Here is a 17,305-nt window from a genome sequence, read left to right as displayed (position 1 = left end):
CCAGTTTGAATCATACAATACTCGAAAACTAATATACAAATAACATCAATAAACTTGTAATAATCCCGCACCAAATACAGAGAATGAAACAATAACCCATGATATCTTTAATTTTTAATCCCAGCACCCCTAAAAGAGGTAATGCCCAGAACGGCTGAATTAAATTTGTCCATGCGTCTCCCCAGCCTACTGCCATAGCTATAGTAGCCGGCTCTACACCCAACTTCAACCCTGCTGGGATCTGCAGTGGCCCTTGCAAAGCCCATTGCCCCCCGCCAGATGGTGCCAATAAGTTCACCAATCCCGATGACCAATATGTAAATATATCAAATGTATCCTTTGATGCAATGGATGCCATCCATTCAATAATTGAGCTTCCCAAGCCTGAACTACCTAAAACAGCGATAATCCCCGCATAAAACGGAAACTGTAAGATAATTGGAGAAATGGATTGCGCAGATTCTTTGAATCCTTGTGCAAAGTTTCCAAGAGAACCATGCAGAAGCAAACCAAGTGACAAGAAAAACAAATTAATAATATTTAAATCTAAACTATGTCCGTTCATGAATTCATAAACACAATACAACGTGCCGATTGCACCTAATACTATTCCTAAAACCGGTGTCCATTCCAGTTTTTCCGCAGCAGTTAAATTTTTTTGAGTAGGTCTTACAAAAGAATTTGTATCTGTTTCGGTTGCTTTATACCTGATAATTCCGCTTTTTGGAGCCATAAGTACAATAATAATTGGCATCGTGATAAGTAGGGTGAAAAAAATAATTAGAGTAGAGTAACTAAAGATTGTTTGTGAGGTAGGAATAATTCCAATCATATCTACAAGAAAATGATCCTTTGTAGCAATTGTCAAACCAATAGAACTGGAGAGACCTGCGCTATATAAGGCTGTCGGAGCATAAGCAGCTGCTACAAGTAACGGGAAATGTGCATTTGGATTTTTTTTAGCTACTTCCTTCGCAATGATCGCTCCCACAACCACTGCTAGTCCCCAATTGATATAGTATGCAATTGCACTGATCAAAAATGTCATCGTATAAGCTTTTTGAGGTGTATCGGCTAACTTTGCAACTGACTGCAAACCTCTATTAACAAACGGAACGGAAGCTAACGTCATTCCTGTAACCATTAGCAATACCATTTGCATTGTAAAAGTTAAATAAGTCCAAAACCCATCCCCCCAGGATTTTACGATTGTGTACGGATTTGAGGGATTCATCAACAAAGCTATAATGAAAGTAAATAAAGTAAGCAGCACAGCAATAACAAAGGCATCCGGTACATATTTCTGAGACCATCTCGAAAATACATTTGCACACCGTGTAAGCAATGATTCTTTCTTTCCTGGATTTGTATTTGTCTCCAATAAAGAATGCTTCATAAATATTCCCCTTTCTAAATTTTAATAAGGTAAATATGAATAACATTCCACAAAACAATATATAATCCTTTTGCACTTAAAAATTCTTCCCCCCACTCGTGTTGCTGATTTTTTTATCTCTCTCTGCTATTTCCACCTTATTATTTTTCTGTATTTATACTAGAATAATTTATTCTCCATGCATTCTGTATGTATTTCTGTCCTCTGGTAATAAATCTTCTTTATGTTTAAATGTAAGTGGTGATATTATTATTTTATTAATATATTAATTTATTTTAATATATATATAAATACTTTTCCACCCGCACACAAGAAGGGCATAATATAAATAGGGGTACCACTCCATGCCCTTCAAGATTAGATTTTGAAGTACCCCAAAACAAAAATTTTATTTCGCCACAATTGTCTCGGAGAATTCAGTTCATTTTTTCGTTTTGGAGTATTCGCTTTTCTTGGTTTGATGGTGATAAAGTGGTATCCATAAATCTAAACTACCCATTACACCCAAAAATCCAAATAAGGGGAATAAAAAATACCAATACGTTTAATATTATTCCGATTTTTGCCCAAATATTTTTGTTTTCTATATATGATAAAACAGCTAGGATAAATCCAATCGCACAAAGAAATGTTGTTGAAAAAATCGAAGCTCCAAATAATGCAGTTAATATGATTCTGTATTTAACATTAATAAGACATATCATTAATAAAATAGGTATTAAAATTGATATGCTTATATTTATACTACTTTTTTTCATCATAATATCCCTTTCTAAAATAGCATATGAAGAGAGTACAAATCGAAGGTTCTTTATAGGGTTACAGCCAATATTTCGGAAAAACTCCGCAAGTAAAATAAGTAATAAAAAGTTAATTTTATTTCTATATAAACTAGATTTTTCTAAACAAACATGTCTATTATCACATGCTATTACATTAATATAAACATTTAAATGAGGTTGAAAAACTCCAACAATAACAATTTTTAGAAATATAAATCATAAATATATGCTCTTCTTACATATATAATACAGAGCTTGTCTTATTAAATAAATGCTGTTTACTTATTACAATTAGCTGGAAGAACAGATATCCCTGTTATCAGTGGTGCCTCTTTACCATTTCTTAATGGTTTCACTGCTTATTATCCAGAAATACATGGTGCAGAAGGACTTGGACCTATCCAACCACCAGAAAGTGTAGCATCAATTCCTATTCATAATTTTAGTCTAATTCTGTCAATTGTTGATATAGGTAGATCCACTTCTCTTGCAATCGCTTTAAACCTTTGGAAAGAAACAATGCAAAGCATAAAAGAAATATACATAATGTCCGGGGTATTTCTTCAACCAGGAAACGTATCACCTGTAGCTGAAGCAAATGCATATGGTGATCCAGTTTCAACCCGGTTTGTAATTAATCAATCTAAAAATTTAACAATAATTCCTTTAAACGTAACAAATTCAGCTATTTTAAGCAGAATATATTGCAGAACACACTACTACCCCATTTAAATCATTAATTAAACCAATTTATGATTATTATTTTAGTGCCTATAAAAAATTAAACCCTAGTATTAAAGGCGCTCCTTTACATGATGTTGTTGCGATGAGTGCAATTGTCAATCCAGATTTCCTTCAATATATGTATCGAAAAGTAGAGATTGATTTAGAATCTTTAAGGGGACAGACTGTCGCAGATTTTCGACCAGGTGCAAAAGCTGAGGGAACTAGAATTGGATTGAAATTAAATCAAAAACAGTTTATTAATAATTTCATGGAAATTATGATAGATAGAGGAACAAATTAGAAAATGAATTTACCAATTGGTATGTAAACCATTATGACATAATAAATTTTCTTTAAATAGTATACAATATACCTAAAAGGAGTATGTATCCATTTTTTTGTAGGGTTTTTAAGATACTTATAGTACTTACAATTGGATGGATTTTTTTATTAATGATGTAGTATGCTATATTCTTTTTGTAAAAACTCTACTATTTCATTCATACTATTCAAGAATCCTAAGAGACACAAAATGTGTCTCTTTTTTATGCACAACTAATTGGCCACCATTCCAAAAAGAAAATGACACAGTTGAACTTAATTGGAACACATATCAATCAATTTCTTGATATGAAGGAAAATAATTAAAATTTACCGAAATCATTTCACATACTGAAAGTAAAAGGAAGTATATATCATTTGGTCTAAAAATTATTTTGAAATGTAAAGGAGTGAGATTAAATGAGTATACATGAAGTTTTGATATCTAGAGCTAATACAGCTGTAGTAATGAAATCAGGAAATGATTCAACGGCTTTCATTGGAGGGAATCCTTTTAAAACAATTAATGGCGCCATAACAGCAATTAATGCAATAAGTGCCACTGGAATAACGATTTTTGTGTTTCCTGGAATTTACGATGAGACAGTAGTCATTCCAAATGGAAATTCATTAAGAGGGATTAGCTTGTTAACTGTAACGATTCGTCAACAGAATGTAACCTCGAATACAACTGTGTTAACAATGGGTGAAAATACAAGAGTTGAAGATATTACTGTACTATTAACTTCAAGTAATCATGTCAATTTAACAGGGGTTGCTTTTCCAGGTACCACATCATTAACAGCTAGATTACGAAACGCAGTTGTAACAGTAGATAATTCAACTGCATCAACCAGCGGAACTTCCAATGTTTATGGTATTCATTCTTTTGGAACAGGAACTCCTGATGAAAGTATAAGTACAGTAAGAGCTTCCACAATAACGAATAGATCAATTGGTCTTGGAAATAAAAGAACATTATTAGTTAACACGAATCCACATAACTTTCATTGTCGTGATATTAATTTAATTACTACTAGTTCAGGTGGATCTGGATCATATATTGGTGCAGAAGTTAATCGGGCTGGAGCACAATTAAGTTTACGTTTAGCATCTATTCAAGGTCCTACTGCGGATATATCTCAAACTGCGGGAACTTTGGTTTTAAGTTCAACAAATCTTCAAAACTCAAATGCTAACAATTTTGGTTTTTCTACAATTTCACAACCTACATTCCTTGTTTGGGCAGATCCTGGTAGTTTACCAAATAGCGCGACTCGTTTTTATCGACCTGGGACGGCTGCCGTTTCAACTACAGAAGCCTTTCTACGATTAGGCCAAAAAGCCGTAATAAAATCTTTAGCAATTCAGGCCTTAACTGGACCTGGAGGTACAAACACGGTCACTTTGACAATTCGAAAAAATGGTGTAGATACACCTCTTACTGTTTCGCTAACTGGTACTCAAACTTCCAATGTAAATAATGATATTTCGGTGACATTTCTAGCAGGGGATCGTATTTCACTAAAAGTAACTACAGGGGGTGCAAGTGCTACAACAGATACTGTAGCCCAAGTTGAAATTTTTTAATATACATGGTCACTTAGCGTACAAGGACACGTAGAAGAAACATTGTTGCTGCAAAATTGTATTTTTCTTATCTTAAACAGAAGAAGAAAAGCGTGAACAATATATTTATCTAGTTATGAAGTTTACATTCACATTTAATGAATATTTTATGGGTTTATAAAGGCGTAGCGAAAATCATTCTTGATTACTCAGTAAAAAAAGACCTGACGTTATATATCAGGTCTTTTTCAGGTCTTATTCTATACCAACTGCATCATAAGCTTTCGCTACAGCTTGTACTTCTTTTGAATTTTTACCATATAGATCTTCTGCGGCTTGAAGTGCAGCTTGGCGCATCATTTTAAAATCAGATTTTGCTGTTAAATATTTTGTAAGAGCACGATAGTAAATTTTTTCTGTAGCTTCGCGGCCAACGCCATTTACTTCCACACCGTAATGCCAGCCACCTTCCGACAATAAATATGCTGCTTTATTATTGATACTACTGTTAATATGAACACCGCCATTATCATATGGTCCAGGGTAATATTTTCTATAATGATCTGGATAACCTTGTGTGGGTTCTAATGGATTGGGAATAGATGCAGGATGGCTTAAGGATCGCATCGCATCCCCTGCTATATCTGGTGTATAAATATCTTCTCCCGCCTCCCAATCATCACGGTCTACCATCGCACCGAAAATATCCGAAAATGACTCGTTTAATGCACCAGACTCATCTTGATACTCTAAATTTGCTGTATGCTCTGTTACAGCATGTGTTAACTCATGGGCAACTACATCTAAGCTCGCTGAAAATGGAATAAACAATTTTCCATCACCATCACCATACGCCATATACACACCGTTCCAACTAGCGTTATTCCAGTTTTCTCCTACGTGAACAACAGAACGTAACTTCGCTCCTTTGTTATCATAGGAATTACGATTAAATGTTTTCTTATAATAGTCATATACTTTTTCTGCATTTGCATGTGCATCAACACCTGCTTTATCTTCAAAGAACTTGGATTTACTTTCAATTTCATAACCTGTATATCCCAGTCCTTTTGATGTTGAATCATAGGATTGTTTCAACAAATTTCTCCAATCAAACGTATAAACACCGTTTCCACGTTTACCATCAAATAAATGGAATGCACCTGTTTTTTCATTTTGAACAATTTCAAATGATTGTCTGTTTCCTAAAACACCATATCCAAAACCAGTAATATGATCGATCGCATTATATTTATTAATCACATTGCCATTTGTTGCATCAATAAAATAATGCCAGTAGCCTGGTGCCGGTTTTGAAACAGATGCTTTTACAAGATAGGAAAGATAATATTGTCCATCTTTTTCATAAACGTATAAATCTTTCTTCATACCATCATAGTTATCTACTTTTCCAATCTCTTTCTCAATACCAGCTTTCGCAATATTTACAGCCACATCTTCTGAAATGCTTGCAGTTGATGGGATATTTTTATTTTCTAAATTCGGTATAACTTGTCCAAAAAATGCTTTCACATTATTATTTTTATCAAGTGCTACTGTTTGATCAGATCCATATACAGGAACACCATTATATTTTTCAATAAGCTTCACATGCGTTGTTTCTGCTTCTGTGTCTTTTTCTTCTTTAACGATTTCAAAATGTTTCTCCATATTTCCTGCTAATTTAAACATGTCTTTCTTACTCTTTAAATACTCGAACACAGTCTCTTTTTTATCTAGTCCTTCTGGTGCTTTCCACTCTTCTCCAATATAAGATGGTGTTTGAAATTCTTGGTTGTATTGAATCTTTTGCTCTGCTGCATATGTACGTGACGTTCCTAATGTCGCAAATGCACCTAAAGCCATAGATACAGCTAATGTTGAAGATAAAATCATCTTTTTCAAAATACCACTTCCCATCCCATTTTTTAACACTTTTACACAATTCTAGATATAATAGTAAATTGCCTCCTGTTTGAAATTATATAAAAACAAAACAGAAAATTCAGATAATAAAACTTATAAACATTTCATGGTCATGCAAAAGACGTAAAATCATATAAGAACCCACTATTTGTACGGTATGGTCACAGTACCGTAGCCCACAAACCTATATAGTCTGTTGTGGGAGGGGTGATGGCACACCGCAGTCTTACACGTCAGCGATACTAGAAATAGACTTCGCCTTTGGTAGCAAGAATCCCACTGGCGTTAGTCAGCTTGTGCCTTTTGCCGTGGGAGTGTCAAAAAACGCTAAGTTGAATACAACAAAAGTCTTGCAAACCTATAAAAATAAAATTAGTGGCTCTGTTGCAAAGTTTACTAAATGAGTCTACACTCCATCGCTATCTGATGAGTATGCTATATTTTTAAAAAAACCAATATACTTGTGACCAAATAAAAAAGCACCCTGTAAACAGGGTGCTTCACTTCTACCTAATGACTAATATTAGCAGTTGGGTATAAAGTTGTTCCTCCAATTGAAACTTTTATTTCATTTGTTAATGGCACATTTTGTTCATTAATAATGGTTCTCCACCATTCCCATGCAAGACCTGTACATTCTCTCGCTACGACTTTTACATTTTTTGAATTCGGTGGAAGTGGTATAACTGTAGAGAAGTGAGCAGTTTTATCTCTACCGCTTCCTTCCCAAGTTTTATGTGTTAGTACTTCTTTCCCATTTTGATCATATGAGAATTCATCCCAAGATACATCAAATTGAGCAACATATGCACCGTAATGATCAAGCGTCATTTTAGCACTTGAATATTCTGTAGTTGTAGTCTCAACATAATCTGTATTGTTATGAACAGCAGCAGTTGCATTATCTTTTAAGAAAGTGCTCGTATATGAAATTGGGTATGCTGGATTTTTAGAACTTAATTCTGCATTATCTTTAATAATATTTCGAATTTCATTAAAATCTTTTGTAACAACTTTGTTATGCTCTTTTGCATCTCCGCCTAATACTACAGCGGTAAAGGTACTTTCTTCAAAAATATCTTTGTACTGTCCACTCGCTTCAACGCCTTGACCCTTAATTAGGGCTTTAAAAGCAGATTGTACATCTTTACTTTTAGATGATGTTTCTAATTTTACATAAACGGTTCTACCATAGGCTACATTTGACACCATAACAGGCGGAGCCGTATTACTTACCCCTTTACGAGTCAACTCATCAAACGTAACACTGTTATCAAAAAGATCAGATGGATTGTTAGGTAGTTCAGCACTTACGGTATAAAATATTTGCTTATATGCCGCAACCATTACTTTTTTCTCTCCATTTGCAACGGCATTAAAGTCAATGTTTAGACTGTTATCAAGATATTTAGCGTTGACATTAAGAGCACTTGCGATTTGAGATTTACTATACACCATAGATTCTGTATACTGCATTCTTGCAGGTAACGAATGTGTTGATGCATACTTCTCATTCCAAGTAGATACTAAATCATCTACTGCTCCAGACACATTACCATATGTCGGATTTTGGACAGATATCGTATTTTCTTTTCTCATTCCAGGTAAGTCTATACTAATATTTATAGGTTTCCTCTTAGCCACTAATAAACTAGGTTGATTATCAGCAAAAGCTTTATTAGCAAGTTGTACTGCTCCTGGATACGTACGATTAGCCACAGAATCAATAATTGAAATATCCACAGGTGAAGTTGTAAGTGATTTTTTCTCACGTTCCACTACTACAAATTTACCATTTGAATTTGTACTTTCTTTCGGAACAAAACTCTCTACTTTATCCCCATTTACTGCTAAAATATCTCTACTATCATACTTTAAATTTGCTATACCAGTATCAATGCCAATAGCTTGTTTGGGTGCATTAGCTGAATTAATTTTAGGTGTTTCCGCTAATGAAATAGATGAATAATTAATAGTGCAAAAGCCGATTATTAAACTTGCTAGTAATTTTTTTCCTTTTGTATTTCTTGTAGTCTTCATAAAAATCAACTTCTTCCTTTTTTCGTATTAAGGTATAATAATTATTTATAAATAATTGCTAAATAATGAACTTACATAAATGCTTTTAAAAGTTCTTGAATTAATGGGAGTACTCCACCTATAAATTTTAAAATTATCATATTATTTCCGCCCCTTTTGTTGTTGCTAAGATGTGATTTATCTTTATACTCTCATTATAGTAAGCGCTTACAATTCTATCAATACATTTTTATATGTAATATTGCATATTAATAGTGTTAAAGGAACTTTACTCACACAAATAATCTGTATATCAATTCATCTTTGATATACAGATCATTTGTATTATAATTTTTATAAATAATTGCTAAATAGTGAATTTACATAAATGCTTTTAGAAGTTCTTGAACTAATGGGATTGCTCCACCGATAAATTTTAAAACTGCCATTGCGATTTCCATTTAATTTCCTCCTCTTTTGTTAGTACTAGGATGTGATTAATCTTTATACCCTTATTATAGTGAGCGTTTACATTTGTAACAATACTGTATGCAATATTGCATATTTATACGTTTAGACAAAAATTATACCTCTATTAGTCATTCTTTAATGTTACCATAGCGAGGTGAGAGTCTTTAAGGGTTCTTCTTAATAGGAGGAAATATGGAAAGAGTACAAGAGATTTACAGTAATCTAAAATTTAAGAGTTGGGTTAAACAGGTATTAGCTGTAGGCGGAATGGTAGGGTTCTGCTACTTTGTGTTATATGTTTTCTGTTTCTTATTTGATATGTAAAAATTATACAACTACACTAATGGAGTCTTGCCTAGAGAGGTAAGGCTCTCTTGTTGTACTTGAGATGAATAAACTGCATACAATACTTCTTAGGTTCGTCAAATTACTCTGTATGGTGCCTTGTTCCTCTATGTTCTAGAACCAGTAACTCCTATCATTGAAAGTAAATAAACTTCCATTTAAAAGCTTCCATTTATATTGAAAACATAATTATATTGATAAAAATGTACTTTTACTAGATACATATTAAAAAGACAAACATAAGTTATATTACATTTTGGTAATCTTTTATATATTCATCTCTATATATCCATATAAGTATAATATATTAAAAATAATTTAAATGCAAGAATACTAGTAGTGGAACCGCCAGCATTTCGGAAAAAAAACACGCTAAGCAAAAAATACAATAAGCTGTCCATATGGACAGCTTATTTAAATAATTATCGAAAGCGGAAGTTAAAAATTCTTAGTTTCTTGCTCAATTAAAGCACTACATTAATCTAGAAATTCAAGTGATTTCAATTTTTCAATTATCATTGACTTATATTTGATAGCTTCATACTGTGAATTATTAATTTTTGTCTTTTTTATATTTAACATATCAAATATTTCTCTTTCAATATCTCTTCTTGCTTCTAAAACTTTAATTGTTCCGTCTAAACCGTGATAGCCTTTCATTTTCGCATACCCTTGATTTGTATAATACTCAATAAATCCAGCAGACCATTCTTTTGCTCTTTCATTAAATACCTTTCTGAATGAGAATTCCAAATCATCTTGTTCTATATAAAACAATACTGGATTTAATTTCTCTATGATTTTCGCTAATGCATTAATATAACTTATAACCTTCTCTTTTTTTTCACCATATTTAACCATTCCGATTGTTAATGGATTTTGTATGAAGCAACATTCAAAAATATAAATTTTATTTTCGTTGTTGGCTATTTCAACAAAATCCCTCCATTTTTCAGTTATTAATTCAATATTCCTCTCTAGCGGTAATTCATATATATCATTTTTGAAAATGGTATTTAATAAACTTTCAGGAAAATTAGAGCTGGATTCATTTTTAATTTTTTTATATGGCAATAAATAATTGTTCCCTCGCTTCGTGACTCTATCACTAATGACTCCCCTAAAATTACCACTATTCACTAACAAACTTTCGAATTCATTATTATCAAAACAAGATACCCCATCATAATCGGCAGGGTGGTCTGGATTCCCTTCAAGAAATAAATCAACATCAATATTTTTTTCAATTAGAATTTCGTAAAGCAAGTTTGCAGTGGTGGATTTCCCAAAGCCTGGAAGCCCTTCTACTATGATTAATTTTGTATTCAAAAAATCTACACCTTTCTAAGACAAAATAAAAAGTTTTAAATTAAAAATAAATTTTCCACTGAACTCACCGTCACTTCTTTTTCTAAATTTTACCATCTTAATAATGCGGTAGTAAAGAAGTTTTTCTTATATATTGTATACATAATCGGTCGACATAACGTCTTTTATTGTTAGTAAGAAAAAGCCGGATTCTCGCTCTCACAAGAAATCTGGCTTTTTCTTTTTCTATGGCTCCATGCACTTTTTATACATTCCTATCCTGGCGCGGTTTTAAGGCTCTTGTTTAGTACTGAATTATCCGGAAAATTGTATAAAATCTTGCATACTCTTAGCATGGTCTTTTTCCGAAATGCTGTCGAGACCGAGCCCCTTTTAATGTATAAAGAAAAGTCACCCTAAGGTGCCTTCCTCCGACTTGAACCACTTTAATTTTAATACTATGGCTCCAGGTTTAAAAACTATAGGGACTTCTCCTTTGAGCTGTGTAAGTAGTTTTTAAGAAATTATGAATGGTTATCTTCGTTTTCAAAATACTCTTTTTTAATTATTTGTAATTTGTTTTCGTTTTTTGTTAATTCAAATATAAATAATGCTGTTTTCATGTTATTAGCAACATTTTCGTCATTAGATTGGTTAAGCTTTAATAGGTTTGAACCTTTTCCATAGTATAGTTCACCCAATAAGTATAAAGTATTTAAATTAATAGCTAATTGGATGCCCTTATCAATGTATTTTATTGCCTCTTCGTATTGACATGTGGAACTTAAACATTTTGATAAATTATAAATGATCTTTAATCTAATTTCTTTATCTCTAGGAAAATCTAACTTATTAAAATTAGTTAAACATCTTCTTAATATATTAATACTTTTTTTGTATTCTTTGTTTTCTGCATAAAATATAGCCATTGTCTGCATAATATCTATTTCTCTTTCTGATAAACAATCAGCATTGGTTAAAGTTAATTTTAATGCATGATTTAAAAGAGTTAAAGCCGATTTTATTGAGTTATTCACACGATATATGGCAATTGCTTCATGCCATACTAGAAATTGTTTATCTTCTGTTGATTGGAAATTGTTTTCGTTTTTCTCTTTTTTTACTATTTCATAAAGTTCTTTATATTGATGTTGCCTTATGCAATCTTTAATTACACTTTTTACATTTTCTACATATTTTAATTTTTTATTTTGAGTTATTGCAAATATATTATTTGGATCTATACCAAGTCTTTCTGATAATTGATATAACAATATGCTAGATGGATAAATCATACCTTTTTCTATCTTGCTAATTTGACTTTGTGAACATATTCCATGACATAATTCGGATTGTGATATATTTTTTTTAATTCGAAGTTCTTTAATGGTAATACCCAAATCGTTAAATTCCATTTTTCCCCCTACTATTTAGCGCTGTATTAGTATAAGAATATTCTCCACCCTTAATGTAATGTAAAATTAATATAGTTGCAATTATTGGTTAATTAATATTGCATATATTAGTCTATGTTTTTCGGTACTCGTAATTGCAGTAATTATTTTTGTTGTTATGATTATGAGACAATAGATGTTCCATCAAGAAGGAATTATTATAGGAAACAAGATACTGAGTAATATACATTAAAAAGCCTCACCATTTCCATAGGATGGCGAGGCTTTTTAATGTACAAAAGAAAAGACACCCTAAGGTGCCTTCCTCCGAATTGAACTACTTTAATAATATATATTGGAACCCCATCCAAATATTATTTTACCATGTTACATTATTTTGTTCATTGATGGGGATCATCATATCGCCATCAACTTAGGATTACCTACTACCTTTTATTGTATATTTTGGGGTTACTTGACGTTTACATTTATTTAAAAAAGTACTCGTATGAGTACTTTTTCTTACCATGTCATGTAAAAACATTCTAAACTTACTTACATGCATACAATTATCAAAGATGGTTATATAATTGAGAAGATTTTAAATTATCAATCTACATTTATATGATTAGGAAAGGAGCTAAAAGCTGAAAATGTTAGAAATCATTTTTGTTGCTGTATTACTTTTATCTAGTATCATTCCCATCTTTATCAAGCGGGGTTTGACGAAAAAAAATGGAGTCATTTTACTAATAAATTATGCATTATTATTTGCCACCATCATTGTAATTGGTGCAAACTGGCGTATGATTCCCGCCTATTTCTTATTGTTCGTTTTAACATTACAAGTTTTTTTGAAACCAAAAACTACAGCCGTTTCTAAAAAGTTAGTGATGAAAGTTTTAAAAGGTTTAGGAATTATCGTAACTGCTATCGCAATGTTTACATTACCTTTACTTTTTCCGATCATAACACTCCCAGAGCCTACTGGAAAATATACAGTAGGAACGAAAGCTTTTCATTTAATTGATACAAATCGAAAAGAAACAACTGTACCAAATAATCATGGAAATCGTGAGTTAATGATACAAGTATACTATCCTGCCGCAAAAGGATCAGGAAACCCTTCTGCCTATTTTGAGAACATAAACGAGCTGGGTGAACAATTGGCAATACTAAACGGTGCTCCGTATATCGTAACGACACATTTAGGGCTGACAAAAACACATTCTTATCAAGATGCTAAGCCACTTCAAGATAAAGAAAAATTCCCCCTCCTTTTATTCGGCCATGGGATGGGATTATATGGTCAACAAAATACATTCCAGTTAGAGGAATTAGCTAGTCAAGGCTATGTAGTAATCGCTCTTAATTTCACAGGATATGCAGCAACAACGATTTTTCCTAACGGAAACCGTGTAGACTCTATACCAATTGAATATACACCTACCGCCTTAAATACCATAGCTCAAAAATGGGAACAGGATACTACTTTTGTTTTAAATGAAGTAATAAAAGGCAATTTCGATAAAAGTTTTAAAACTATCGCAGACTTAATTGATTATGACAAAATTGGAATGTTCGGTCACTCTATTGGCGGAGCAACTGCCGCACAAATGTTAGTGAAGGATACGCGTATTAAAGCCGCAATTGATATGGATGGCGCATTGTTTGGTGATCCAATGCCTAAAGACGGTCCTCAGAAACCATTCATGTTGATGAATTCTGAGGCGTCGATTCATTATATGAAAGAAGCTAAGAATCAAAAGACAACCGGAATCCAAAATGAATTATTGGAAATATCCTATTTAAGAAATAAAACTATTGAAAAACCTGGCGTGTACACAGTGGTAATTCCAAAAACAAATCATATTAGTTTTACAGATTTAGCAGCACTTTCACCCATTATTAACGCACCAGATGAAGATGTAGCCGCAAATTATACACTCATTAATAAACTAGTAACTAGCTTCTTCGATCAAAATTTAAAAGGAATAAACAAAAATCATTTAGAAGAAATTCAGAAGCAATATCCTGAACTTCATCTGATTAAACACTAATAACCATTTTCCGAGTTATGTAACCCCTCCTTATACTTGAGGGGTTTCTACTTTAGCACAATTATAAAAAAAGGCCCCATCACTGGGGTGCTCAAAAAATAATATGTTATATCCACATGTACCCTAACTGATATAACGTATAAGGCAGCTATTGGCTAATCAAGTGTACATATTTGCTTATGACGCAATAGATGTTTAACCAAGAAGAAAAGCATTAGAGGAAACAAGAAATTGAATAATAAGATATCTTGCAATATATTTCTCTTTGTAAAAAGATAAGATCTTACTCTCCGATCTTATCTTTTTTATTTGTAAATTTGCAATAGGGCTACCGCCATATGCCCCTTTTCATGATTAGTTGGTTTTACTTTTAATACTCTCAGTTGCTTTTTTAAATAGTTTCATTGCCTGCTCTGCTTTGTTTTCTGCCTGTTCCAACTTATTATCATTTTGTTCTTCTAATGCCTCTGAGAGTAATTGCAGAGCATTCCAGTAATTATCCATTGCCTGTTTTATCTTTTTTTGTTCAACTTCTAACCCTTTAGGTGCCTCAAGGTATTTGATGTCTCTTACGTGTGTTTTGGCCATATCCAAACTCAATTGGATTTCACTTTTCTTTGACTCATAATCCTTTATATCCGAATGTCCTATATCTTGTATCAGTCTCATAACTTCATCCATCTTATTTGTATTTTCTACGATGGCTGCTTTGTATTTATCAACTTCTGAACCACTAACTTTGTCATTTAAATCTTCCTCACGATGACCCTCTTTGGCATGTTTCTGGTTCTCTTCCTTTACCTTTTGCTCTACATCAGGGTATTTCTCGTTTATCCCATTAAATACTGTCTCCCATTTAGAAACACCATCATCTATCCCAAACATACCGTTTTGTATGCTTTCTTTTGCTTTATCCTTATCATATTCACCATCATACTTACGGGCATCATACTGTCTAACTGCATCTTCTACTCTTATTAGGTGTTTTCTAATCGCTTCTCCCCCTTCTTGTATTAAAAATTGGTAGTCTTCATACTTTTTAGGTGGTTTGATTTTTTCAAAACGGTTTATGTCCAAACTAATGTGACTAATTAAGGAATCTATCTCACCTATGTAGACACCCTCTTCTGTAAATAATTCATCAGTTTTCTTTTCTAGTTTTTTTAAATGATACTGGAATTCTAAGTGTAGTTCAGTCAAACGATAAGGGTAATCTTCTTCAGATACCTTTACCTTCTTTTCACCTTCTGTGTCTGATACATTTGATTTACTTTCTTTACTACTTGATTCGTCTTCCTTACTTCCCTTTTCATACTCAATTCTAGACAATGCGTTTCTTAGTTGGTTTTCAATGTGTTCATCACTATAGTGCAATTTCTTTAGGTCAGATACCATTTTATCTGCATCATAATACTTATCTACTTTTCTATACTCTGACTGTGTAAGTCCATATGTATTTAATGTACAACCTACTAGCATGAAACTAACACTTAATCCTGCTATTGCGATACCCTTAAATGATTTATTAATATTCATTTTAAACTTATCCCCTTTTTCTTTTAGTAATTCTTTTCTTCAACAATAGACAGACCTTCATGAGTTTTTGCATTGTCTGCTGCGTCAGTTTAGTTTTCCTAACTTATTGTTTCAGTCTTAACTTGAATTTCTTCCTTATAATTACAAAAAGGATATACCTAAACATATAACTGCTAGTAAAATATATCCTTATATTATTTTATAATGATAATAATTAATGAGTCAAAGTGATTTGCGAAAACTATCAACTCAGATACCTACTTTTATAGAAATACAGTAGGCTTTTTTACATTAAAAAACTCACCATCCAACAGAAATGGCGAGATCCTTATATATTATTTAATATCTTGTTTTCTCTAATGCTTTTCTTCTTAATTAACAAATAACTGCACTATACGTTATATAAGCTAAAATATCTGAAAGGTTTACTCTGATAAAAGCCAAATGACTACAAATATTCCTGTAACTGCCGCAGCTCCAAAAAACCCCAACAACATTTGTCCATCAGTTTCAGTCCAAAATTCTTTTAAATCTGCTTTTGCCTTTTTCCTATTTTCACCTGTTGAAAATAGATAACGAATAGAATATATAACTAGTAAAAAGAATGACATGATTATATCTATTATATCTAACATGGCTTATGTACCTCCTAATATATATGTACCTTTAATTAACCAATAATTGCCTTATACATTATATCAGCTAGGGTACATGGAAGTATAACAAATTATTTTTATAATTTAATGTATTAATCGTCACCGCAGTAATACAGGATAGTTCATATCGGAGGAAGGCACCTTTGGGTGTCTTTTTAATGGGGTATCGCTATCAAGCTAATAAAATAAAATTCCCCCTAAAATGAAAAAATACGCTATTCTTTCTATAGAATCATAGGAAAGGATGGCGTTTTAGTATGAATTTATCGATTTCTGATGAATTAGAATTGTTTTCTAAAGAATTGCAACGATATATGTCACCTAATGCTTTAGAGCAATTAGGGGTCACCGTACATGTCCATCAACTTAAGATTTTAAAGTAACCCCTAAACGAAAATTTTTCTTTTTTTAATTGATTGATAGTAAACAAGAAAGGTTGGCAAATCACCAATCTTTCTCATTTGTAGAGTTTTAATTTTCAGTTATCAAACCAAAAATAACCAAAATAATATCCTACGAAGTATTCTCCTCATGACTTTTCTCTAGAGTTTATCGGTCTTTGAGAATCTTTGTAACAGAACCCAATATATCATTTTAAATAACTTTAGGTATCAATAAAGAGAATTTAATATCCTTGCAACATTTAAATAATCAGAAGTTTTAGACGAATAAAGGGATTGTATGATAATATATTTATATGCATTACTTTTCCATCTTTACAATAAACTTACACATAATTTAAAATATTGAGGTGATTCATTAGTGGTTAATAATACGTGTGAAACTAGAAAGTATA

General features: G+C 32.2%; 11 protein-coding genes and 1 pseudogene. 4 read left to right on the top strand and 8 right to left on the bottom strand.

Features of this window, described 5'->3' with window-relative positions:
* Window positions 1-28: 28 nt before the first annotated feature.
* Complete coding sequence (locus tag JDS95_RS24265) at window positions 29-1,396, bottom strand: short-chain fatty acid transporter (RefSeq protein ID WP_000682884.1); 1,368 nt, start codon at window positions 1,394-1,396, stop codon at window positions 29-31.
* A 491-nt stretch (window positions 1,397-1,887) separates the two neighbouring features.
* Complete coding sequence (locus JDS95_RS31240; protein ID WP_167545133.1) at window positions 1,888-2,157, bottom strand: amino acid carrier protein; 270 nt, start codon at window positions 2,155-2,157, stop codon at window positions 1,888-1,890.
* Between the two features lie 291 nt (window positions 2,158-2,448).
* Between JDS95_RS31240 and JDS95_RS24260 the strand changes: the two are divergent.
* Together JDS95_RS24260 and JDS95_RS24255 are read left to right on the top strand one after the other, a co-directional pair.
* Window positions 2,449-3,205, top strand: a pseudogene (locus JDS95_RS24260) (nucleoside hydrolase); the annotation flags it as partial.
* Between the two features lie 440 nt (window positions 3,206-3,645).
* Complete coding sequence (locus JDS95_RS24255) at window positions 3,646-4,815, top strand: pectinesterase (protein ID WP_199690834.1); 1,170 nt, start codon at window positions 3,646-3,648, stop codon at window positions 4,813-4,815.
* Between the two features lie 234 nt (window positions 4,816-5,049).
* Here JDS95_RS24255 and JDS95_RS24250 read toward each other — a convergent pair whose 3' ends face one another.
* Both JDS95_RS24250 and JDS95_RS24245 read right to left on the bottom strand, forming a co-directional pair.
* Window positions 5,050-6,699, bottom strand: a complete 1,650-nt coding sequence (locus tag JDS95_RS24250) for a M4 family metallopeptidase (RefSeq protein WP_199690833.1) — start codon at window positions 6,697-6,699, stop codon at window positions 5,050-5,052.
* A gap of 531 nt (window positions 6,700-7,230) precedes the next feature.
* Window positions 7,231-8,760: a thiol-activated cytolysin family protein gene (locus tag JDS95_RS24245; protein ID WP_472926263.1), complete on the bottom strand. Its 1,530-nt coding sequence runs from the start codon at window positions 8,758-8,760 to the stop codon at window positions 7,231-7,233.
* Between the two features lie 642 nt (window positions 8,761-9,402).
* On the opposite strand from JDS95_RS24245, the gene JDS95_RS31590 reads away from it, so the two are divergent.
* On the top strand, window positions 9,403-9,534 hold the full coding sequence (locus tag JDS95_RS31590) for a hypothetical protein (protein ID WP_000442770.1): 132 nt from the start codon (window positions 9,403-9,405) through the stop codon (window positions 9,532-9,534).
* Window positions 9,535-10,032: 498 nt separating this feature from the next.
* Here JDS95_RS31590 and JDS95_RS24240 read toward each other — a convergent pair whose 3' ends face one another.
* On the bottom strand, window positions 10,033-10,884 hold the full coding sequence (locus tag JDS95_RS24240; protein WP_199690831.1) for a P-loop NTPase family protein: 852 nt from the start codon (window positions 10,882-10,884) through the stop codon (window positions 10,033-10,035).
* A gap of 503 nt (window positions 10,885-11,387) precedes the next feature.
* Window positions 11,388-12,278 carry a helix-turn-helix domain-containing protein gene (locus tag JDS95_RS24235; protein WP_000395463.1) on the bottom strand — a complete coding sequence of 297 codons (891 nt, stop codon included), beginning with the start codon at window positions 12,276-12,278 and terminating at the stop codon, window positions 11,388-11,390.
* A gap of 632 nt (window positions 12,279-12,910) precedes the next feature.
* Here JDS95_RS24235 and JDS95_RS24230 point away from each other — a divergent pair.
* The gene (locus JDS95_RS24230) at window positions 12,911-14,317 is read left to right on the top strand and encodes an alpha/beta hydrolase family protein (protein WP_085450873.1); all 1,407 of its coding nucleotides are present in this window, start codon (window positions 12,911-12,913) and stop codon (window positions 14,315-14,317) included.
* Window positions 14,318-14,671: 354 nt separating this feature from the next.
* Here the strand turns inward: JDS95_RS24230 and JDS95_RS24225 are convergent, their stop codons facing one another.
* Together JDS95_RS24225 and JDS95_RS24220 are read right to left on the bottom strand one after the other, a co-directional pair.
* The gene (locus JDS95_RS24225; protein WP_199690830.1) at window positions 14,672-15,853 is read right to left on the bottom strand and encodes a DUF7018 domain-containing (lipo)protein; all 1,182 of its coding nucleotides are present in this window, start codon (window positions 15,851-15,853) and stop codon (window positions 14,672-14,674) included.
* Window positions 15,854-16,278: 425 nt separating this feature from the next.
* Complete coding sequence (locus JDS95_RS24220) at window positions 16,279-16,479, bottom strand: hypothetical protein (protein ID WP_085450910.1); 201 nt, start codon at window positions 16,477-16,479, stop codon at window positions 16,279-16,281.
* Window positions 16,480-17,305 lie beyond the last annotated feature (826 nt).

Origin of the sequence: Bacillus cereus group sp. N24, from assembly GCF_016483345.1 — a bacterium.
Lineage (GTDB): Bacteria > Bacillota > Bacilli > Bacillales > Bacillaceae_G > Bacillus_A > Bacillus_A toyonensis.
Note: the sequence above shows the minus strand (reverse complement) of the source record. Positions and strands in the feature narration are given on the sequence as shown.